The sequence below is a fragment of the Streptomyces sp. NPDC099050 genome (assembly GCF_044759865.1).
Lineage (GTDB): Bacteria > Actinomycetota > Actinomycetes > Streptomycetales > Streptomycetaceae > Streptomyces.
In genome coordinates, this window is sequence record NZ_JBIWAE010000040.1 from 13,429 (window position 1) to 33,054 (window position 19,626).

A 19,626-nucleotide genomic window follows, 5' to 3' on the forward strand; every position below is an offset into this window, starting at 1 on the left:
CCCGCGGCGCAGTTCTCGGGATCTGAGTGACTGTCAGAGGGGGATGCGAAGGGGATGCGAGGGGGATCCGCCCGGTTCACCTGTGTTCGTCCGGTTCCCTGGCCACCGCATGCGCTGCGCGCGGGGCCCGCCCATACTGAATCCGTGAGGCGTACTCGTACGGTCATGCTGTGCGTCGCCGGTCTGATGGGCGCGGCCCTTCCGGCGGGGACGGCGGCCGCCGGCGTTCAGCCGGCCGCCCCGGCGGGGGCGGTCGCCCCGGCCCGGGCCATGGCCGCCCCGGCTCCGGGGACATGCGTGAACTCACCCGGCCCCGCCCGGGGCGACGCGCTCAAGGTCCGCACCATCGCGCAGCAGGCCCAGCGGGAGTTCGGCCTGAACTCGGTGGTGCTGCGGGTCTCCTCCGACGGCCGCGAGGTGCTCACCACGGCCCTCGGGGAATCGATGACGGGAGTCCCGGCCGAGCCGTCCATGAAGTTCCGTACGGGGTCCGTGGCCATCGTCTACATGGGCGCCGTACTGCTCCAACTCGTGGACGAGGGCAAGGCCTCGCTCGACGACCCCGTCTCCCGCTGGTTGCCGGACGTGCCGCACGGCTCGGAGATCACCCTGCGCATGCTCGGCAGTTCGACCTCCGGCCTGCACGACTACGTCACCGACCCGGAGTTCCTGGCCGAGTTGGAGGCCAAGCCGTTCCGCGCGTGGACCTCCGCCGAGGTCATCGGCATCGCGACGGACAAACCGCTGCTCTACGAGCCGGGCACCAACTGGAGCTACTCACACGCCAACTTCAACCTGCTCGGCGAGGCGCTGGAGAAGATCAGCGGACTCCCGCTGGACCGGCTGCTGAAGGAGCGCGTGTACGGACCGCTCGGACTGAGCGGGACCAGCAACCAGTACACCCCGCGGATCCCGGAACCGGCCCTGCACGCCTTCACCTCCGAGCGCGGCACCTACGAGGAATCCACCTTCTGGAACCCCTCGTGGACCACCACACCCGGGGCGGTCCTCGTCCAGAACATCTGTGACCTGGACCGGTCCGCACGCGGCATCGGGACCGGGGAGCTGCTGTCCGCGAAGTCCTTCAAGACCCAGCTCGACCCGGGCACCATCGGCCTCGGCCATCCGACGGACTCCTGCCCGGACACCGTCTGCCTCCTGACCAATACGGCTGCCCACCACTTCGGCCTGGGCGTGATCGTCGTCAACGACTGGATCCTGACGAACCCGTCCTTCTCCGGCTACGCGGCCATCCAGGCCTACTTGCCGGCGGAGAAGCTCGCCATCTCCGTCACCGTGACCCAGGGCCCCAAGAGCCCCGCCGGCAACTCGGCCCAGACCATAGCCGAACGCATCTCCGCGGCCCTCGCTCCCGGACACGAGCTCAAGATGCGCTGAGCCGCCGGGGCTTGACCGGCGCCCCCGGCGCACGCCGGGTCGCTACGATGCCGCCATGATCCCCTCCGCGCCCGAGCCGCTGATACGCGTCCTGTACGACGAGTCCCGTCCGGACTTGCGCGACGCGTCCCGTCCGCGGCCGGTCCGCCTGTACGTGTGGGAGCCGAGCCGCAAGGAGCCGGACGCACCTGCCCCGCTGGTCTTCGTCTCGCACGGCACCGGAGGCTCGGGCAGCGAGATGGAGTGGCTGGTGGACCCGCTGCACGCGGCGGGCTTCCGCGTGGTGGCCCCCGACCACCACGGCAACAACTTCGTCGACGGCTACGAGCCGGAAGGCTTCCTCCACCCCTGGGAACGACCCAAGGACATCTCCTTCGCCCTCGACGCGCTCGCCGGGGAAGAGCCCCTCGGCCCGGTCGGCGTGGCGGGCTTCTCCATCGGCGGCTACACGGCCGCGGCGCTCGCCGGAGCCCGCGTCGATCCGGGGATCCTGTGGGCCGTGCTGACGGGCGGGGCGCCGCTGCCGGAGATTCCCGAGTTCCCCGGCGTACTGGAGGCCCTGCGCGCGAAGTATGCGCAGGAGGAGGCCGCCCGGCGCAGCCTGGAGGGCGTCGGCGGCGACCTCTCCGACCCCCGGGTGCGGGCGGTCTTCCTGGTGTCCCCGGGAGTCGGTGCCCTGGTCACCCGGGAGAGCCTGGAGTCCGTACGGGTTCCGGTCGCCATCCGCTGGGCCGGAGCGGACACGATCACCCCGTACGAGATCGACACGAGGCCCTACCTGGACCACATCCCCACCGCGAGCGGCCACTCGATCGGCCCCGCGGTCCGGCACGACGACTTCTTCGCCCCGGAACCCGCCGATCCGACCGCCCGGGTACGGGCCGGCGAGGACGCGGCCGCGTTCTTCCTGGAGCGACTGGGCTGACCCGATCCGCCACCACTCCGCCACCACTCCGCCACCACCCCGCGGGCGGGCGGCGGCGGATCACAGGATCGCGAACAGGTCGTCGAGGGGCGCCGGTACGCGGTCGGGGCCGAGGGCCTCGACCAGCACGCGCCCGTAGCGGATCTTGCGCCCCTTCTTCGTGCCGAGGAAGCGACGCACCTGCTGCTGCGCGGTGCGGCCCTGCTGCGCGGGCTGGCGCAGGAAGGTCCGCAGGGCGCGGTGGTCCCCCTCTTCCCGGACGAGCTCCTCCATCCGGGACACGCCCAGCGCCCGGATGAGCTCGTCTTCCAGGTCCGCCGCGCAGACGAAGAAGCCCTCGGGTCCGGCGCCGGCCCGCTCCCAGCCGCGTGCGTAGAAGTCTCGCTCCCTCTCGTCGCACAGGCCCGTGAGGCGCAGGCCCAGGCCCAGCGGTCCGAGGAACCGGGCGAAGCGCGCGACGCTCATCGCCCCGCCCATCGGCAGGACGCAGATCCCTTCGGCGGCCAGGTTCCGGCCCCGTCCCGCGGCCAGGGCGCCGACCGCTTCGGCGTCGCTCGCCCCTTCGAGCAGCACGACGGTGCGTACGGGCAGCCGCGCGGCGAGCCCGCGCGCCGCGTCCGCCGCCTCCGCGGCGTCCCCCACGTCACCGAGCCCACCGGCGTCACCGGCCGCCCACGCGGTCACCGCATCCCCGAACGCCGCCATGTCAGCCATGGGGCGAGTCTGATCGACTTCCCGGCGCCGCGGTACGGAATTTCCGCCGGCGGGCGCGTCCGGCCGGCGGGACCGCCCCGGAACCCGACCGCCCCGCCACCCCGACCGCCCGGGATCCCGCCCGACCCGCCCGCCCGGGCCGCCCGCCTGACCCGTCCGCCCAGGCCGTCCGGCCCGCTCCGCCCGTCCGCGCGGACCCGGACGATCGACCCTACGATGGACGGGAACCGGGTGGGAGCGGCTCGCCGCGACGCCGCCAGTCCAGGCCGCTCGGGCTGGGAGAGCCATGACAGAGGTCGCCGATACGGCGCGGACCGTGATCCTGACCGTGGACGACGATCCGGGAGTGTCCCGTGCCATCGCCCGCGACCTGCGCCGGCGCTACGGTTCCGGGTACCGGATCGTGCGCGCCGAGTCCGGCGAATCCGCCCTGGAGGCACTGCGCGAGCTGAAGCTCCGCGGCGACCTGGTGGCGGTGATCCTCGCGGACTACCGCATGCCGCAGATGAACGGCATCGAGTTCCTCGAACAGGCCCTCTCCGTGTACCCGGGCGCGCGCCGCGTCCTGCTGACCGCCTACGCCGACACCAACGCGGCGATCGACGCGATCAACGTGGTCGACCTCGACCACTACCTCCTCAAACCCTGGGACCCGCCCGAGGAGAAGCTCTACCCCGTCGTGGACGACCTCCTCACCGCCTGGCGCACCGGCGATCACCGGCCCGTCCCCGCCACCAAGGTGGTCGGACACCGCTGGTCGGCCCCCTCGTCGAGCGTGCGGGAGTTCCTGGCCCGCAACCAGGTGCCGTACCGCTGGTACTCCTGCGAGGAGCCGGAGGGACGGCGCCTCCTGCGGGCGGCCGGAGCCGACGGACGACGGCTGCCCGTGGTGATCACCCCCGGGGGCACCGTGCTGATCGAACCGGACGCACCCGACCTGGCCGCCCACGTGGGGCTCGCGACCACGCCGACCGCCGACTTCTACGACCTCGTCGTGATCGGCGGAGGCCCGGCCGGGCTCGGCTCCGCGCTGTACGGGGCGTCCGAGGGGCTGCGTACCGTACTGGTCGAGCGGTCCGCGACCGGCGGACAGGCCGGGCAGAGCTCCCGCATCGAGAACTACCTCGGCTTCCCGGACGGGGTGTCCGGCGCTCAGCTCACCGAACGGGCCCGACGCCAGGCCGGCCGGTTCGGCGCCGAGATCCTCACCGCGCGCGAGGTCACCGCACTGGAGGTGAACGGCGCGGCCCGCGTCGTCCGCTTCTCCGACGGCTCGGCGATCGGCGCGCGCGGCATCATCCTGGCGACCGGCGTCTCCTACCGCCAGCTCGCCGCTCCGGGCTGCGACGGCCTCACCGGCCGCGGGGTGTACTACGGCTCCTCGCTCACCGAGGCCTCCTCCTGCCTGGAACAGGACGTGTACATCGTCGGCGGCGCCAACTCCGCCGGACAGGCGGCCATGTACCTCGCCCGCGGCGCGAAATCGGTGACGCTCCTGGTGCGCGGCGGGTCCCTGGCCGCCTCGATGTCGTACTACCTGATCCAGCAGATCGAGCGGACGCCCAACATCACGGTGCGCACCCGCACCACCGTCGAATCGGCGCACGGCGAAGGCCACCTGGAACAGCTCACGCTGCGCGACGTGGACACCGGCGCGTCCGAACTCGTGGACACCCAGTGGATGTTCGTCTTCATCGGCGCGGCCCCGCTCACCGACTGGCTGGACGGTACGGTGCTGCGCGACGACCACGGCTTCATCCTGGCCGGGCCCGACCTCACCCCGGACGGACGGCCGCCGGCCGAATGGGAACTGGACCGGCCGCCCTACCACCTGGAGACCAGCGTGCCCGGCGTGTTCGTGGCGGGCGACGCGCGCGCCCGGTCCGCGAAACGGGTCGCGTCCGCCGTCGGAGAAGGAGCCATGGCCGTGATGCTCGTCCACCGGTACCTGGAGGAGTCGTGAGCGGGCAGGCGATGCCGTGCTCCCCGCAGGAGATCGGCTCGCTCTTCCTGTTCGAGAAGCTCACCCCGGAGCAGCTCGGGCGGCTGTGCGCCGAGGGCTGCGTGGAGCGGTTCGACACCGGACCCGTGTACACCGAGGGCGACCCCGCGACCTGCTTCTACGTGATGATCGAAGGCACCGTGGTGCTGTCCCGCCGGGTCGGCGGCGACGAGGTGGAGGTCGGCCGGACCTCCCAGCGCGGGGTGTACGCGGGAGCCATGCAGGCCTACCTGGGCGACCGCGTCCCGCAGACGTACAACAACTCGATGCGGGTGACCGAGCCGACGCGGTTCTTCGTCCTGCCCGCCCAGTCCTTCGCGGACGTCATGCGGGAATGGTTCCCGATGGCCGCGCACCTGCTGGAGGGGCTCTTCTTCGGCTCCAGGAGCACCCAGCAGGCCATCGGCCAGCGCGAACGGCTCCTCGCCCTGGGCTCCTTGTCGGCCGGACTCACCCACGAGCTCAACAATCCGGCCGCGGCGGCCGTCCGGGCCACGGCCACCCTGCGCGAGCGCGTGGGCAAGATGCGGCACAAGCTGGCCCACATCTCCCAGGGGAACTACCCCCGCGAGGCGATCGCCGAACTCATCGAGATCCAGGAACGCACCGTCGAACGGGTCGCGAAAGCACCGGTGTTGAGTCCCCTGGAAGCCTCCGACCGGGAGGACGAACTCGCCGACTGGCTCGAGGACCACGGCGTCCCCGAGGGCTGGCGGATCGCCCCGGTCTTCGTCCAGGCCGGCCTGGACACGGACTGGCTGGAGCAGGTCGCGGCGAGCGTGGCCGAAGACCTCCTCCCGGGAGCCATCGGCTGGCTCAACTACACGGTGGAAACAGAGCTGTTGATGGACGAGATCGACGACTCCACCACCCGCATCTCCCACCTCGTCGACGCCGCCAAGCAGTACTCGCAGCTCGACCGCGCCCCGTACCGGGTCGTCGACGTCCACGAACTCCTCGACAGCACGCTGGTGATGCTCTCCGGCAAGATCGGGCCCCGGATCCGGGTGGTCAAGGAGTACGACCGCTCCGTGCCGGACGTACCGGCCTATCCCGCGGAGCTCAACCAGGTGTGGACGAACCTCATCGACAACGCCGTCTTCGCCGTCGGGAGCACCGGCCGAGAGGGCACGCTGACCGTCCGCACGGCACGATCGGGCGACCGGCTGCTGGTGGAGTTCCGCGACACGGGGCCCGGCATCCCGGCCGAGATCCGCAGCCGCATCTTCGACCCGTTCTTCACCACCAAGCCCGTCGGCGAGGGCACCGGCCTCGGCCTGGACATCTCCTGGCGGATCGTCGTCAACAAGCACCACGGAAGCCTGCAGGTCGAGTCCGCGCCGGGGGACACCCGCTTCCAGGTGCTTCTCCCGCTGACCCCACCGGAACCCGAGGCTGATCGCGATCCCCAGCCCGATCCCGAGCCCTCCGAGGAGCCCGCATGACCGCCATCGACGGAGTCGACCCGAACGTCCCGCCCAGCGGCAACGGCTGCGTCGAATGCGATGCGCTGGGCGGCTGGTGGTTCCACCTGCGGCGCTGTGCCCGGTGCGGCCACGTCGGCTGCTGCGACTCCTCGCCGGCTCAGCACGCCACCGCCCACTGGAAGTCCACCGGCCATCCCCTGGTGCAGAGCTACGAACCGGGTGAGGCCTGGTTCTGGGACTACGCCGCGAACGAGCTTTACGAGTCCGGCCCCGAGCTGACCCCGCCCTCCGGCCATCCGGCGGGCCAGCCGGCCCCGGGCCCGGCCGACCGGCTCCCCGAGGACTGGAGCCGACGGCTCCACCGCTGATCCGGGCGGATCAGAAGGGCTTCGTCGGCAGGTACTTGCCGTCCAGGGTGATGACCGCGCGCTCGCCGCCGTCGGGGTCGGCGACCTTCTTCACGTCGAGCTTGAAGTTGATCGCGGAGACGATCCCGTCGCCGAGCTGCTCGTGGACCAGGGCCTTCAGCGTGGTGCCGTAGACCTGGAGCATCTCGTAGAAGCGGTAGATCGTCGGGTCGGTGGGGGCGCCGCCGGGGACCGAGCCGCGGGTCGGGATCGTCTGCAGCAGCACCGCGTCGTCGGCGTCCAGGCCGAGCAGGGCGGCCACGGCCTCGGCCGAGGCCCGGGGCAGCGGGTGCTGGCCGAGCACGGCCGCGGTGACGAAGGCCACGGACAGGCCCGCGGCGTCCGCGATCCGCTGCCAGGTCAGGTCCTCGCGGATCTTGGCGTCCACGGCCTTGACGGCCAGGGCCCGGCGGGCGGTGTTGTCGAACTGGGCGTGCACCATGAGAGGGCTTCCTTTCGGGTGAGCCGCCCACCGGGGGTGGGGGCGAGCGGCGGATGGAGTGGGGGAGACGCGGGCCGGGGGCCCGAGGAGTGGCGGCCGGTCAGGCCGCGGGGGAGGCGGGCACGGAGGAACCGAGCTCCTCCACGCCCCCCGCCCGGATGTCGTAGACCCAGCCGCGCAAGGTCACGGACCCCGCGGCCAGGGCGTGGGCCACCGAGGGGTGGGTGGCCAGGTTCGCCAGCTGCGCTCGCACGTTCTCCCGTACCAGCGCCTCGACCCTCAGGGGGTCCTCCCCGTCGCCGGTACGGGCGAGCGAGGCGTCCGCGTGGCGCAGCCATCCGGCGACCGCCGGCGCGCCGCTGAGGTCGTGCCGCTCGGCCAGGGCCGTCATCGCGCCGCAGGCGGAGTGCCCGCACACCACGATGTCGCTCACGCCCAGGACCGCGACGGCGTACTCGATGCTGGCCGCCACCCCGTCCGTGCCGGGGGCGTGCGCGGGGACGAGGTTGCCGGCGGTGCGGATGACGAACAGCTCGCCCGGCTCGCTCTGGGTGATCAGCTCCGGTACCACACGGGCATCGGAGCAGCTGATGAACAGGGTGCGGGGGCGGTGGGTCGTCGCGAGCCGGGCGAAGAGCTCCGCCTTGCCCGGGTAGACCTCCCGCCGGAACTGGGCGACTCCCTCGATTAGGTCGTGCATGGGTCACTCCCTTCGATGACTGCCGACCCGTGGGGCCGACGAGATCCACCATGCACGACCTGCATCTATAGTGTCCAAGACGCATTACTCATGTCTCCTATAGATGGCATCTATACTCGGCTCCATGGCCCTGGAACTCCGTCACCTGCGCTACCTGCTCGCCGTCGCCGAACACGCCAGCTTCACCCGCGCCGCCGAAGAGCTGCGGATCTCCCAGCCGACCCTGTCCCAGCAGGTCAAGCAGCTCGAAAGCACCATCGGTGTCCAGCTCCTGGACCGCACCGGCCGCGGCGGCGTCCGCCTCACCGACGCCGGGGAAGCCTACGTCCAGCACGCCCGCCGGGCCCTGGGCGACCTCGCCGCAGCCGAACGCGCCGTCCACGACGTCGCCGACCTCTCCCGGGGCCACCTCCGGCTGGCCGTGACGCCGACGTTCACCGCCTACCTCGTCGGGCCGCTCGCGGCGGAGCTCCACGCCCGCCACCCCGGCGTCGCCCTGGACGTCAAGGACATGGCCCAGGACCGCATCGAGGCCGGCCTGCTCGCCGACGAGCTCGACCTGGGCATCGGCTTCGACGGCCCGCACCCGCCCGGCATCACCGCGACCCCGCTGTACGCCGAAACCCTCGGCCTGGTCACCGCCGCCCACCCCGCCGCGGGCTCGCAGGCACCCCGACCCCTGCCCGTGTCGGCTCTGGCGGACCGTCAGCTGGCGCTGCTCAGCGACGACTTCGCCACCCGCGGGCACATCGACGCCTACTTGGCCGGCCACCGGGTACGGCCGCGCATCGCGGTGGAGGCCAACTCGGTCCAGACCCTCACCGAAATCGTCCGTCGCACCGACCTCTCGACCGTCCTGCCCGACGCGGTCACGGAGGACCACCCCCACCTCGTCCCGGTTCCCCTCGAACCGCCCCTGCCCACCCGCACCGTGGCGCTCCTCGGGCGCGAGAACGCCTACCGGAGCGCCGCCGCGCGCGCGTTCACCCGGCTCGCACACGACCACGTCCGGGCCCGGGGCTACACCCCGGCCTGAGCGTCGGCGCCGCGCCCGGCGCGGCGCAGGGCGGCGGGCGTCGTGCCGTACCAGCGCTTGACGGCCCGGCGCAGGGCGCGGGCATCCGCGTAACCGCTCCGGGCGGCGATCGAATCGACACTGAGGTCGGTGTCGTGGAGCAGCCGGGCGATGTGCTCCCGCCGCACGGTCTCGACCTCCTCGCTCCAGGTCGTGCCGTGCTCTTCGAGGCGTCGCTGGAGGGTGCGCGCGCTGAGGGCCATCCGCCGGGCCACCGAGGACAGCGTCGGCGCGCCCTCGTCGTGGGCGGAGGCCAGGGCGGTACGGAACAGGGCCGGCCAGTCGCGCAGCGGGATCGCGCTCGCGAGGCTCTGCTCTGCGTGCCGGCGGAGCACGGCCGACAGCCCGGGCTGGGCGTGCGGGGCCGGGGAGTCGAGGTCCGCGGTGCGGAAGGTGATCGAACTGGCCGGCGCCTCGAACTCGATGCGCCGGGTGCCGTAGAGCTCGACCAGGGCCTCGTGCCGCGCGGGCGCCTTGGCGGCGAGGGAGACGCGCAGGGGCACGAGGCGCCGCCCCGCGGCTTCGCCGAGCCGGCGCCGGTACAGGCCGAGGGCGTAGCCGCGGATGCCACAGGCCGCCTCGTGGGTGATGTCCGCCCGATTCACGTGGCCGATGGTGACGTGCCCGCCGTCCTCGGTGATCCGCATGCCGTCCGTCAGGGGGTCGGCGACGGTGGCGAAGTGGGCCGCGGCGTCCCGGATCCCTTCGAGCGGAGTGGGCGCGGAGGTGATCAGGTAGTCCCAGACCCCGAGGGTGCCGATGTCCGACTGCCGTGCCAGCAGCACCGACATCTCGGTCCAGGGCGCGTGGACCGTGGTCAGTTCCGCGATGCGGATGGCGGTCGCCGAAGGGGTGCGGCACAGGTCGTCGTTGAGGTGGTGGGGCGCCATGCCCGGCAAGTGCGCGTATCCGTGCGGACCTATGCCGACCAGCCGAGCGACATTGACGCTCAGCCGGGCGAGGGCGGAGGAGGTTGTTCCCTGATGTGCGTGCGAGACCACAGCGGCAGAGCATAGTTCAGCGTGAATTACCAGGTCATTGCGGGGGTTGGGGCCCACTGTCCCCAACATGGCGCGCGGGGTCCCCCTTTGGCGCGTCCGGTCCCTTTGCTGGCGCGTACGGCCCTGGGGAGATGATCTTCCCGGCGATACCGTGACGGTCGTTCCCGCACGGAACGGCGGTACGGGCGGTACGGGCGGTACGGCCGCCACGGACCCGCCACGGATCGCGGCGGCTGGAGCGGCTGGAGCGGAGTCCCCCCACGGGGGTGGGGGGCTCGCGATCCAGCCGCACGACCTGGACGGCCGGGTAGCGGGCGGAGGTGGTGGCGACCGCGTACCGCTGGTCGCGCGGGACGTTCGCGGTGTAGGCGGCGTCGCCCGTGCACCGGACATCGAGCCGGAACCGGCCCGCCTCCCGTCCGGCGCGCAGCGCCACGGTGTCCGCCCGGTCGCCGCTAGCCGGTCACGGTCAGCCGGTGCCCGCCCTCGGCCGAGGCGTGTTCCCTCCCGGGAACCGGCACTGCGCCGGTCTTGCCGTCCTCGTACGCGGGCATGTGCGCGGATCGCGGGGGTACGCGAGCGGCATGCACGGACATCATGCGCGTCCCACGGCCACCCTGTTCCGTACGACTTCGCGTCCTGAAGCGCCCCCGGCGGGAGCGGTCCGGCACGCGGCCGGGGGAGGGACGTTTCGGCGGCTGCGCCGCAGGATCCTCGCCTACCGGCACATCGATCTCCTGTCCTCGCACATCCCGGGCGACGTCGGCACGGGCGAGGAGGTACTGCTCCTGGTCCACGGACGCAAGGTCGTCGGCGAGGTCCACTACCGGATGTGCCCCCTGTGCGCGGAGGCAGTGATCACAGGCCTCGACATCGACGCGTTCTTCCTCGGTACGGGCCTGGACACCCGAGCCCTGTCCCACCTGCGAGCCCGTCATCCGGGCCTGGTCTGGCACAGCACGCTCAACCTGCGCGGTACACGCGATCTTCTGCGCCGCTCACGCATCCTCGACGGAGACGGCCTGTGCGGCCATATGGAGCAGTCGCCCCGTAAATGTGCAGATCGCGGGTAGGGGCTACGCATGATTGCTACCGAATTCCTCGCGGCCGAGGCCATCAGCTCCCTGCTCCTGATCATCATCGGAGTGGCCGTGGCCGTCCTCTTGATCGGCGCCTTCTGGTACGGCAGCCGACGCAGCGCACGACGCCGAGCCCCTGCCGGCCCGGCTCAGCAGAACCCCGAGGCACGGGCTCGCCAGGACTCCTGGCAGACCCCCGATGACGACGGCCCCGGCCACGCACCGCGCACCTGAACGTTCCCTGCGCTCCCCTTCCCCGGGGCGCGAAGCGTCTGGGGGCGCCGGCACGGGGTAGGCGCCGAAGGACCGCACCACCTGAGGAGGACGATATGACGGCCCACGAGCATTCCCGGCGCCACCCCCGCACCACCCCGTCCGAGGCCGAGGGAGAGAGCGGTGACCGCGAGGCCCGCCGGGAGGCGGACGAAGCCGTCGTCCGGCGTTCCGACGGAGGCGACGGCGAAGCGGATGCCGGCGGACACGAGGCCAAGCGGCAGCGCCCGGGCCTCGGCCGCGAGGAGCAGGACCGCCCCCACGCCCCGAAGCCGTAGGTCGGCAGGGAATCGACGAGCCAGAACCAATGAAACGGAGTGATCGCTGATGCGCACCACAGCGGCACGGGTGATGGGTGTGGCCACCCTGGGTTACGGCGTGGCGGTCGCCTGCCGGCCCCAGGTACTGGCCCGCCCCTGCGGCCTCGCCGAACAGGGCTCTTCCGCACTGCTGACCCGGGCCCTCGGCGTCCGCGACGCCGTCATCGGTGCGGCCATGCTCGCGGTCCCCGCGGGCAGCGCGCTGCGCACGGCCGTACTGTGCCGGGTCGCCATCGACGCGGGGGACGCGCTGCTCTTCGGCACGTTCCTGCCCCACCGGAACGAGCGCGCCAAGGCGGCCGCGGCCGCGCTGGGCTGGGCAGCCCTCTGCGGCTGGACCTTGACCCGAGGCGAAGGTCAGACAGCGCCGCTCGTAGAGGGCGCGGCCAACGTCGCCGTACGGGCCGCCCAGTCCGCCACGCGCGCCGAACTCTGACGGCCGGGCGATCGACCTGGAGGAGGCGGGCCTCACGATCTCCATCTGGTGGCCTCCAGATCCTGAAGTCTCGCGGTTCCCCCAATCGGTCCTGCGTGGCGGGGGCGGAGTGGGGCACACGCGCAGAGCTGTGCAGCAGCCCATCCTGGAGGCCCATCAATGTCCTGCGTGTCTGCTCTGATCGTTGTGCGCCTCGAGACGGCGACGGGTCACGTGAATTTTCTTGCCCGCTTCTCGTATGACGGCGGAGACCCGTACGTGGTGCAGGCGGAGTTCCTGGACGGTGCCAACGTCTTGGCACGGTGGCACTTCGACCGGCAGATGCTGGCCGAGGGGCTCCACCGTCCGGTGGGGGAGGGCGATGTCGCATTCCGCCCCGCCAAAGGGTCCGGCCGCGATGAACTTCGCATCGACCTGGTCGGCGCGAGCGCCGATCGGGAGGACAACGCCGTTGTCTTCGTGGATGCCCGCGCACTGAGGGGCTTCCTGGACGAGACCTACGCGGTCATCGCCGCCGGGGAGGAGTTCCTCGACCTCGACAAGCTCCTCGACGAGTTCCTGGCTCGCTGAAGAGTCCGAGCTTCCTACCAGAACTGCCGCGTGCCGTCTCCTGTGGACGTGGCGACCGCATGAAGTGGTGTTCAGGCGACCGGCCGACGAGAGACCACCGACGTCCGTCAGGCGGGGCGCGATGGCCGGCGCGGGTCGGACCGGGCACAGAGCACACAGGTGGTCGCGGCCGGCCGGATCTCCAGGCGCTCGGGCGGAATCGTCGCGCCGCACCCCTCGCACTGCCCGTAGTCGCCCCGTTCGAGCCGTTTCAGCGCCTGGTCCAGCTCTTCCAAATGGTCGTGCGCCCGGGCCATCAGGGTGGCCACGTGGGCACGCTCGAAGGCCGTGCTGGCCCCTTCCGGGTCGTGCTCGTCGTCGACCGCGACCAAGGCGTTCGCCGCGACGATCCCGTCGAAGTCGCGCCCCAGCGCGGCCACCCGGTCGAGTGTGTCGTCGCGGTCGGCCACGAGTCGGGCGCGGGCAGTCGCGATGCGGGACGGGTCGAGCTCGTCATGGCCGTGCCGGGGTGCATCGCTCATGTGTGGGACAACGCCGGGCCACGGGTCCCGATTCCCCGTGGTCTTCGATCGGGCTGCGGGGCGGTCACGTCGATATCACGGACGTTCTGCGGCAACCTTGAGGCCCAACATCTCGAGGAGCGAGGCCAGGTCGCTGGGGCTGGTGGTATGAGACTCGATCACCTCTCGGGCACGCTCGTGAGGATCCGTGAAGCCCGGGAAGGGGCTCGGGTGCCGGGGCCCGGCTGCTGCGCCCCTTGCGGATCCGCTCTGCCGGTCGGGTTGCGACCGGTACCCGGAAGCAGACGCGCAGACGGCGGCTTTGGGGCCTGCAGCGCGGATGAACCCCACGCGGCGTGAAACGACGTCAAGGACCTCCGTCAGGAGGCGGGGGCCGAGCGAGGGCGACCGAAGCGGCAGGCCGACGGAGAACCGTAGGGGGTAGCGACGTCGGCCTGTCATGTGGTGCTCCTCGTCGTCCCGTTCGGGTCCCGGCGGGTGGCAGCCGGATCTGCGAGTTCGCTCCGGGTGCGGCGGCCCATCTGCGTCCATTCGGCAAACCACCAGGCACCGGCGATCGCGAGCGCCCACACCAGCCCGCTGAACAGGGCCATCCGCCAGGGTGCGTTCTCGCTGACATGCTCGACGCCCGTCAAGGCCACCCAGCTGATGGTCAGTACGGCTAGCGTGCGAAACCTTCGGTGCTTGAACATGCGGCCCTCCTACCCCGCCCGTGTGGGCTAAACGGAAGCCGCACTCGGCGGTTGGAAATTGGGTGGAGCTTGTCTGCTCTGCCGCACCGAGCTGCCGATGCCGCCAATGGAGAATCGTCCGGCGATTCGCCGATCGCAGGTAGGGCGATGGACTGGCATGACGAGGTTGCCTGATCTCTCTCGCCGAAGACGGTCGAAACGTTTTCCCACGTGCGGCGGTATGAAACAGGTGATTTTCGTGTGCATGTCCGGGGCGTGGTCGGGCAGATGATGCCTCGGAGGTTGATAACTATGGTTCCCCTGCTTCTTGTTCTTCTACTGGTTCTGGTTCTCGCCGGTGCGGGATTCGCGATCAAAATTCTTTGGTGGGTCGCCATCGCGGTCCTCGTGCTCTGGCTGATCGGTTTTGTCGCCCGCCCGAAGGGCAGCAGCGGCCGGTGGTATCGCTGGTAGTTCGTTTTCTCGGAAGGTGCGGTAGGGATTTCTCTTCCCTTCCGTCGCCATGACCGGAGGAGTTGTTTTCGCATGACTGAGAATTTCTGGGGTTACCGCGAGACCGCCGGCCGTCTGGGCGGGTCGGACCTGACGGGGTACAAGGTCGAGGCGAGCGACGGTTCCATCGGCAAGGTCGACAAGCACTCGGACGAAGTCGGCTCCTCGTACATCGTGGTCGACACCGGTCCGTGGATCTTCGGCAAGGAAGTGCTGCTGCCGGCGGGCACGATCAGCCGGATCGACGCGAACGACGAGAAGATCTATGTCGACCGGACGAAGGAGCAGATCAAGCACGCTCCCGAGTTCGACAAGGACAAGCACCTCGGTGACGCCGACTACCAGCGCCAGGTCGGCGGCTACTACGACGGACCGCACCGTCTGTAGCACGCGCGGGCGCCAAGCACTCCAGGGCGGGGGCGACAGCAACAAGCTGTCGCCCCCGCCCTGCTGCTGCGCCCCATCCGGCGACTCGGAGCGGTCCGATGACCGTGTTGAGAGTGCAACCCGAGGGCGACACGGCGGGCGCTCCGCTTCAATGAGTGCGAGGAGTTTGGTGACTTGCTGGTTGGGTGCGCGGAGGCTGATGCGCCAGCCGTGTTCTCCGCGGTGAGGCGGGCCTGGAGGATGTGGCTGGGGCTGGCGGAGTCGCCCATCTTGCTTCTCCAGCTCTACGGCCGGCACCGGGCCCTGCGTGCGCGGCTCGGCGGTGTGACGGCGGCCGTGGCAAAGTCCAGGTGTGCGGCCGGTTGAGTCCAGGCTGACGGCCACCGGAATTCTCGGTATGGCCGTCTGACCTGCGGTGTTCCTGATCGCTTCCATATCTGAAGGAGACCCCTCGGCGGCCGCGGCATCCACCAGCCCCGGCTGCGGCCCCGCTCGGAAGCGGAGATCGCGTTCGCGGACATCGGCCCCTGGGCCGACCGCTGGCTCAAGGAAGCCGAACCCGCCGGCGATACCCGCATCCGCGCCGAGACGGCCCGCGCGGTCGAGCCGGCCACCGTCCTGGGCAACGACCGGGTCGACCAGGCCCTGGGCCTGGCGGCCACGGCCGGGCGCTTCGCCGACGACGACCTGCTCTCGGTCCTGGGACACATCGCGGACAGCAAGCCCGCCGGCGAGGTCGTCCGCGCGGACGAGGCTCACTCCGTCCAGAACGGAACTAAAGCCTGGCAGGCCCTGGGCCAGTAGGCGACGCCCTCAGGATCACGCACGACCCCGCGGTCAGTCGCCGACAAACCAGAGATACCGGTGTGACCCCTGCTCGACGACTCGGCACAACTCACGGGCCTGTTCGACCCAGTCACCACCGCAAGCGGCCGGGAGTCGGTCGAGTTCCGTCATCAGCAGCGACACCTGCCGATGGTTGAAGACCGCATCCCCATACGGGATCAGGCCCCAGAGCATCGGGAACAGACTCGGATCCAAATCACCGAAAGCAGGCGTCCACTCCACCCCGCCTGCCCGGGCCACGACGTCGCCGCTGTCACCACGCACCTGCATATCGATCATCCGCCGAGCGTATCGGCGCCACCCAGACCGACGAAGGAATGAGAAGCCATGAAGTTTGCCCAGGCCCCGGCTCTGCCCGAGGAACTCGACAAACTCATGCGTCGCATGCGCCTGCCATACATGCGCAAAGCGGCCCCCGGCGTCCTGGCCACCGCACGCACCCAACGCGGGTATCCCGCAGAGAGGTCCTGCGTCTGTTGATCTCCGAGAAGGTCACCGGCCGCGACGCGGCCACCCGGCGCACGAGCCGAGACAGCTCGGCCAGCACGTGACGTGACGCCGTTGCCATCCACCGGTTGAGCGGGTCACCGTGCCGTGAAAGGAAGGAAGCCCCGGCCGCTCTGTGTCTTCTGGGCGCGGTGTGCCAGCCGGCGGGCGGCGTGCACACTGCGTCGCGCCAGGCAGAGCTCGCCCGCGGAGACGTGACAGGTCGGGCAGGATTCGGCGAACGCACCGTGCCGGAAACGGCGGTGCGTCTCGTAGGCGGCGTCCAGCATCGCGTCGAGCGCCGAATGCGGGAGGCCGACGGCTATACGGGCGCCTGCCTGTGCCGACTGGCGGGTGGTGACTTCCAGGGCCGGGGTCGTGCTCATGAGGGGATCTCCTCGTGCAAGGGGGGGGTGCGCAAGCCGTGGCTACCCACGGGCGCGCGGGCCATCGGGTGGCACGATCCCCCCGGCGGGGCCAGGGTGCGGCTTATGCTGCTGTGGCTACCGGGGTCGGGACAGCCGAGAGCGCGGCGGTGGCCAGGGCGCGGGTGGGCTGGACGGCCAGGTCCTCGGCCCCCGCCTGTGCCTCCAGCGCCCGGCGCGTTTCGGCGGTCGCCGCGAGGACGGCCAGCGGTGCGCCTGCGGAACGGCACATGCGCTGGGTTCGTACGACCGTGCTCACCGCGGCGGCACTCAGCGGCACGTCCGAGAGTTCCAGCATGACGGGTGCGGACGGGTGGGCGGCGAGGTATCCGTCGATCGCCCAGGCGGCTGCGGCCCGGTCGGCGATGTCCAGGTCGGCCCGCAGCCGGATGATCAGGACACCGCTCTCGGTCACGTTGAAGGGCAGCACAGACACTCCTTGTCCTCACGATCACCCCGGCTGGGTATCGTGCGGATGCCCGCGTCTGGGACCGGTATGCGCGACCTTCACGGTCGGGATCATCAGCGGCGGTGGGGACAGGGGCCGCTTCGCGAGGGCGGTGTGAAGCACCGCCGCGCACAGGGCCCCCAGCGACCCCTGCCATGGGTGAGCAGGGGCCGAGGCCACTTCGTGCCGGTACGGTCCGGCTGGGCCTGGTTCAGACCGAGGTGGGGAACCTGTCCCAGGCGCGGTGTTCCGTCAGCCCCTGGGTGATGCCCTTGAGGGCGGCGGCGGGGCTGTCGGCGAACGCGATACCGGGATCACCCTCCCGGATGCCGGCCGCTTGCAGGATGCGGGACGCGTCGTGCCAGCCGCCGATGGCCTTGCCGTGGCGGTAGGCCTCGGCGAGCAGCAGTACGACCCGGGGATCGGGGCCGCCCTGCTCCGGGGCTCCGGCCTTGGAGTCGCGGGCGCCGCGGGCGTCGGCCGCCGCCGTGGGCGTGCCGGCGAGGAGGAGGGCGTCGAACTCGATGGAACGCGTGGCGGCGAACGTCCGCTGGACCGTGACCGGGTTCTTCCCGGTTCCGAGTGTGCCGCCGGTGGGGGCGATCACGAGGGGTACCATCCCGGCCTTGAGGACGGCGTTCCGTACGGTACGGACACCCTTCAGATCGGAATCGGCGTCGGCGACGATGCCGATGACCCGTCCGTCGAGCGGCCAGGTGCCACCGACTTGGGACAGCGCCGGGCTCGGGGCCGGGTCGGTGAGGGACTGGGTGGGGGCGGGCGCGGGAAGTCCGAGCCCGGTGGCCACCTCTTCGCACAGCTGAGGGTCGATGTTCGCCAGGACGGCCAGGGCGCGTTCCTTGACGGCCTGTTCCGAGCACTTGGTGAGTTCGAAGGTGTAGGCGGCGATGATGTGTTCCCGCTCGACCGGCGTCATGCTCAGCCAGAAGAGCCGCGGTTGGGTGAAGTGGTCGCCGAACGAGGCCGGCGCCTCGCGGACTTTACGCGCCGCGGTGAGCTCGACCGGCACCTCGATGAAGGCGCCCGCATCGGCACCGGCGAGGAAGGGGCAGCCGCCGTCGAGGCTGTTGGGCCGGTACGGCGCGGTCCCGGTGTGGACGGCGGTCTGGTGCATGCCGTCGCGGAGCATGTCGTTGACGGGTGCGTGCGGGCGGTTGATGGGGATCTGGCCGAAGTTCGGCCCGCCGAGTCGGCTGATCTGTGTGTCGAGGTAGGAGAAGAGCCGGCCGGCGAGCAGGGGGTCGTCGGTGACGTCGATGCCGGGGACGAGGTGCCCGGGGTGGAAGGCGACCTGTTCGGTCTCGGCGAAGTAGTTGGTCGGGTTGGCGTTGAGGGTCATCAGTCCGACGGGCCGTACGGGGGCGAGTTCCTCCGGGACGATCTTGGTGGGGTCGAGGAGGTCGATCCCCTCGAAGGTCTGCTCCGGCGTGTCGGGGAAGGTCTGGATGCCGAGTTCCCACTGGGGGTACGCGCCCGCCTCGATCGCGTCGGCCAGGTCCCGGCGGTGGAAGTCGGGGTCCATGCCGCTGGTGAGCTGGGCCTCCTCCCAGACCAGGGAGTGGACGCCGAGCTTCGGCTTCCAGTGGAACTTCACCAGCGTGGTGCCGCCCTTGGCGTTGACGAGGCGGAAGGTGTGGACGCCGAAGCCCTCCATCATCCGGAACGAGCGGGGGATCGCCCGGTCGGACATGTTCCAGATGGTGTGGTGGGTGGCCTCGGTGTGCAGGGACACGAAGTCCCAGAACGTGTCGTGCGCGCTCTGGGCCTGCGGGATCTCCCGGTTGGGGTGCGGCTTCCCGGCGTGGATGACGTCGGGGAACTTCACGGCGTCCTGGATGAAGAACACCGGGATGTTGTTGCCCACCAGGTCGAACGTGCCCTCCCCGGTGTAGAACTTGGTGGCGAACCCGCGGGTGTCGCGCACGGTGTCCGCCGAGCCGCGTGATCCGAGGACGGTGGAGAACCGTACAAAGACCGGCGTCTCGACGCCCTTCGCCAAAAACGCCGCCTTGGTGACCTTTCCCGCAGTGCCGTAGCCCTGGAAGACCCCGTGGGCGGCCGCGCCCCGGGCGTGCACCACGCGCTCGGGAATCCGCTCGTGGTCGAAGTGCGTGATCTTCTCCCGCAGGTGGTGGTCCTGCAGCAGCACCGGCCCCCGCGCACCCGCCTTCAGCGAATGGTCGCTCTCGTACAGCCGGGCTCCCTGCGCGGTCGTCAGGTACGCGCCGCCCTGCGCCACCGCGGCCTGGGCCGCGCCGGTGGGCTGTCCCGTGGGGCTGAGGGTGTCCGGGCCGTCCTGGTCCGGTTTCGGCGGCAACGGCTCGTGCGGGACCGCCGGCTCGGCTGCCCCGGGCGGTCGCGGGGCGGGCCGGCCGGACACGCCGGGGGAGCCGGGGGAGCCGGCCCGCTCCTTCGGCTTGGCAGGCGCGGCCTTCTTGGCCGTGGTTTTGGTCGCCTTCTTCTGCACCATGTGTGACGTCTCCTCTTGGGCGGACTGAGGGGCATGCGAGATCTCCTGCCGTCTACCCGGCAGGCGGCG

The 19,626-nt window shown here is 71.2% G+C and carries 23 protein-coding genes; 13 read left to right on the forward strand and 10 right to left on the reverse strand.

Annotation, left to right across the window (positions count from 1 at the left end; translation table 11 throughout):
• Positions 1-144 precede the first annotated feature (144 nt).
• The gene (locus ACIQV3_RS37930) at positions 145-1,398 is read left to right on the forward strand and encodes a serine hydrolase domain-containing protein (RefSeq protein ID WP_403721156.1); all 1,254 of its coding nucleotides are present in this window, start codon (positions 145-147) and stop codon (positions 1,396-1,398) included.
• Between the two features lie 55 nt (positions 1,399-1,453).
• Positions 1,454-2,323 (forward strand): alpha/beta hydrolase family protein, encoded by an 870-nt coding sequence (locus ACIQV3_RS37935; protein ID WP_403721159.1) that lies wholly within the window; start codon positions 1,454-1,456, stop codon positions 2,321-2,323.
• 60 nt (positions 2,324-2,383) lie between these two features.
• Here the strand turns inward: ACIQV3_RS37935 and ACIQV3_RS37940 are convergent, their stop codons facing one another.
• A complete protein-coding gene (locus tag ACIQV3_RS37940; protein ID WP_403721161.1) occupies positions 2,384-3,037 on the reverse strand; it encodes a TOPRIM nucleotidyl transferase/hydrolase domain-containing protein in 654 nt (217 codons plus the stop codon).
• Between the two features lie 286 nt (positions 3,038-3,323).
• On the opposite strand from ACIQV3_RS37940, the gene ACIQV3_RS37945 reads away from it, so the two are divergent.
• From ACIQV3_RS37945 to ACIQV3_RS37955, 3 genes are read left to right on the forward strand one after another with little or no spacing between them, the layout of a single operon-like run.
• Positions 3,324-5,000, forward strand: a complete 1,677-nt coding sequence (locus ACIQV3_RS37945) for an FAD-dependent oxidoreductase (protein WP_403721164.1) — start codon at positions 3,324-3,326, stop codon at positions 4,998-5,000.
• The gene (locus ACIQV3_RS37950) at positions 4,997-6,484 is read left to right on the forward strand and encodes an ATP-binding protein (RefSeq protein WP_403721168.1); all 1,488 of its coding nucleotides are present in this window, start codon (positions 4,997-4,999) and stop codon (positions 6,482-6,484) included. Before ACIQV3_RS37945 ends, ACIQV3_RS37950 begins: the two co-directional genes overlap by 4 nt.
• The gene (locus tag ACIQV3_RS37955) at positions 6,481-6,834 is read left to right on the forward strand and encodes a UBP-type zinc finger domain-containing protein (RefSeq protein ID WP_403721170.1); all 354 of its coding nucleotides are present in this window, start codon (positions 6,481-6,483) and stop codon (positions 6,832-6,834) included. The genes ACIQV3_RS37950 and ACIQV3_RS37955 overlap by 4 nt, the downstream gene beginning before the upstream one ends.
• A 10-nt stretch (positions 6,835-6,844) precedes the next feature.
• On the opposite strand, the gene cynS is transcribed toward ACIQV3_RS37955, so the two are convergent.
• Both cynS and ACIQV3_RS37965 read right to left on the reverse strand, forming a co-directional pair.
• The gene (gene cynS, locus ACIQV3_RS37960) at positions 6,845-7,315 is read right to left on the reverse strand and encodes a cyanase (protein ID WP_403721172.1); all 471 of its coding nucleotides are present in this window, start codon (positions 7,313-7,315) and stop codon (positions 6,845-6,847) included.
• Positions 7,316-7,415: 100 nt separating this feature from the next.
• Positions 7,416-8,015, reverse strand: coding sequence for a carbonic anhydrase (locus tag ACIQV3_RS37965; RefSeq protein ID WP_403721174.1), 600 nt, complete (start codon positions 8,013-8,015; stop codon positions 7,416-7,418).
• 124 nt (positions 8,016-8,139) lie between these two features.
• Here ACIQV3_RS37965 and cynR point away from each other — a divergent pair, with 124 nt between their 5' ends.
• The gene (gene cynR, locus ACIQV3_RS37970; protein ID WP_403721175.1) at positions 8,140-9,051 is read left to right on the forward strand and encodes a transcriptional regulator CynR; all 912 of its coding nucleotides are present in this window, start codon (positions 8,140-8,142) and stop codon (positions 9,049-9,051) included.
• Here the strand turns inward: cynR and ACIQV3_RS37975 are convergent.
• The gene (locus ACIQV3_RS37975; RefSeq protein WP_403721177.1) at positions 9,036-9,980 is read right to left on the reverse strand and encodes a helix-turn-helix domain-containing protein; all 945 of its coding nucleotides are present in this window, start codon (positions 9,978-9,980) and stop codon (positions 9,036-9,038) included. The two genes, cynR and ACIQV3_RS37975, sit on opposite strands and share 16 nt — an antisense overlap.
• A 695-nt stretch (positions 9,981-10,675) precedes the next feature.
• Here ACIQV3_RS37975 and ACIQV3_RS37980 point away from each other — a divergent pair.
• The 5 genes from ACIQV3_RS37980 to ACIQV3_RS38000 all read left to right on the forward strand — a co-directional run bounded on the left by ACIQV3_RS37980 (position 10,676) and on the right by ACIQV3_RS38000 (position 12,769).
• Positions 10,676-11,164, forward strand: coding sequence for a hypothetical protein (locus tag ACIQV3_RS37980; protein ID WP_403721180.1), 489 nt, complete (start codon positions 10,676-10,678; stop codon positions 11,162-11,164).
• Positions 11,165-11,173: 9 nt separating this feature from the next.
• A complete protein-coding gene (locus tag ACIQV3_RS37985; RefSeq protein ID WP_403721181.1) occupies positions 11,174-11,404 on the forward strand; it encodes a DUF6479 family protein in 231 nt (76 codons plus the stop codon).
• Between the two features lie 95 nt (positions 11,405-11,499).
• A complete protein-coding gene (locus tag ACIQV3_RS37990) occupies positions 11,500-11,721 on the forward strand; it encodes a hypothetical protein (protein WP_403721183.1) in 222 nt (73 codons plus the stop codon).
• A 49-nt stretch (positions 11,722-11,770) separates the two neighbouring features.
• On the forward strand, positions 11,771-12,199 hold the full coding sequence (locus ACIQV3_RS37995) for a hypothetical protein (protein WP_403721185.1): 429 nt from the start codon (positions 11,771-11,773) through the stop codon (positions 12,197-12,199).
• A 168-nt stretch (positions 12,200-12,367) separates the two neighbouring features.
• The gene (locus ACIQV3_RS38000) at positions 12,368-12,769 is read left to right on the forward strand and encodes an SsgA family sporulation/cell division regulator (protein ID WP_403721187.1); all 402 of its coding nucleotides are present in this window, start codon (positions 12,368-12,370) and stop codon (positions 12,767-12,769) included.
• A gap of 107 nt (positions 12,770-12,876) precedes the next feature.
• On the opposite strand, the gene ACIQV3_RS38005 is transcribed toward ACIQV3_RS38000, so the two are convergent.
• Positions 12,877-13,290: a TraR/DksA family transcriptional regulator gene (locus ACIQV3_RS38005; protein ID WP_403721189.1), complete on the reverse strand. Its 414-nt coding sequence runs from the start codon at positions 13,288-13,290 to the stop codon at positions 12,877-12,879.
• Positions 13,291-13,727: 437 nt separating this feature from the next.
• Positions 13,728-13,982 (reverse strand): hypothetical protein, encoded by a 255-nt coding sequence (locus tag ACIQV3_RS38010; RefSeq protein ID WP_403721191.1) that lies wholly within the window; start codon positions 13,980-13,982, stop codon positions 13,728-13,730.
• 267 nt (positions 13,983-14,249) lie between these two features.
• Here ACIQV3_RS38010 and ACIQV3_RS38015 point away from each other — a divergent pair, with 267 nt between their 5' ends.
• Entirely contained in the window at positions 14,250-14,435 is a 186-nt protein-coding gene (locus ACIQV3_RS38015; protein ID WP_403721271.1) for a hydrophobic protein, read from the forward strand.
• A 72-nt stretch (positions 14,436-14,507) separates the two neighbouring features.
• A complete protein-coding gene (locus tag ACIQV3_RS38020) occupies positions 14,508-14,861 on the forward strand; it encodes a PRC-barrel domain-containing protein (RefSeq protein ID WP_403721195.1) in 354 nt (117 codons plus the stop codon).
• 837 nt (positions 14,862-15,698) lie between these two features.
• Here ACIQV3_RS38020 and ACIQV3_RS38025 read toward each other — a convergent pair.
• The 4 genes from ACIQV3_RS38025 to ACIQV3_RS38040 form a co-directional block, all read right to left on the reverse strand.
• Entirely contained in the window at positions 15,699-15,986 is a 288-nt protein-coding gene (locus tag ACIQV3_RS38025) for a hypothetical protein (RefSeq protein WP_403721197.1), read from the reverse strand.
• A 305-nt stretch (positions 15,987-16,291) separates the two neighbouring features.
• The gene (locus ACIQV3_RS38030) at positions 16,292-16,579 is read right to left on the reverse strand and encodes a hypothetical protein (RefSeq protein ID WP_403721199.1); all 288 of its coding nucleotides are present in this window, start codon (positions 16,577-16,579) and stop codon (positions 16,292-16,294) included.
• 103 nt (positions 16,580-16,682) lie between these two features.
• On the reverse strand, positions 16,683-17,048 hold the full coding sequence (locus ACIQV3_RS38035) for an STAS domain-containing protein (protein ID WP_403721202.1): 366 nt from the start codon (positions 17,046-17,048) through the stop codon (positions 16,683-16,685).
• Between the two features lie 229 nt (positions 17,049-17,277).
• Complete coding sequence (locus tag ACIQV3_RS38040) at positions 17,278-19,557, reverse strand: catalase (protein WP_403721204.1); 2,280 nt, start codon at positions 19,555-19,557, stop codon at positions 17,278-17,280.
• Positions 19,558-19,626 lie beyond the last annotated feature (69 nt).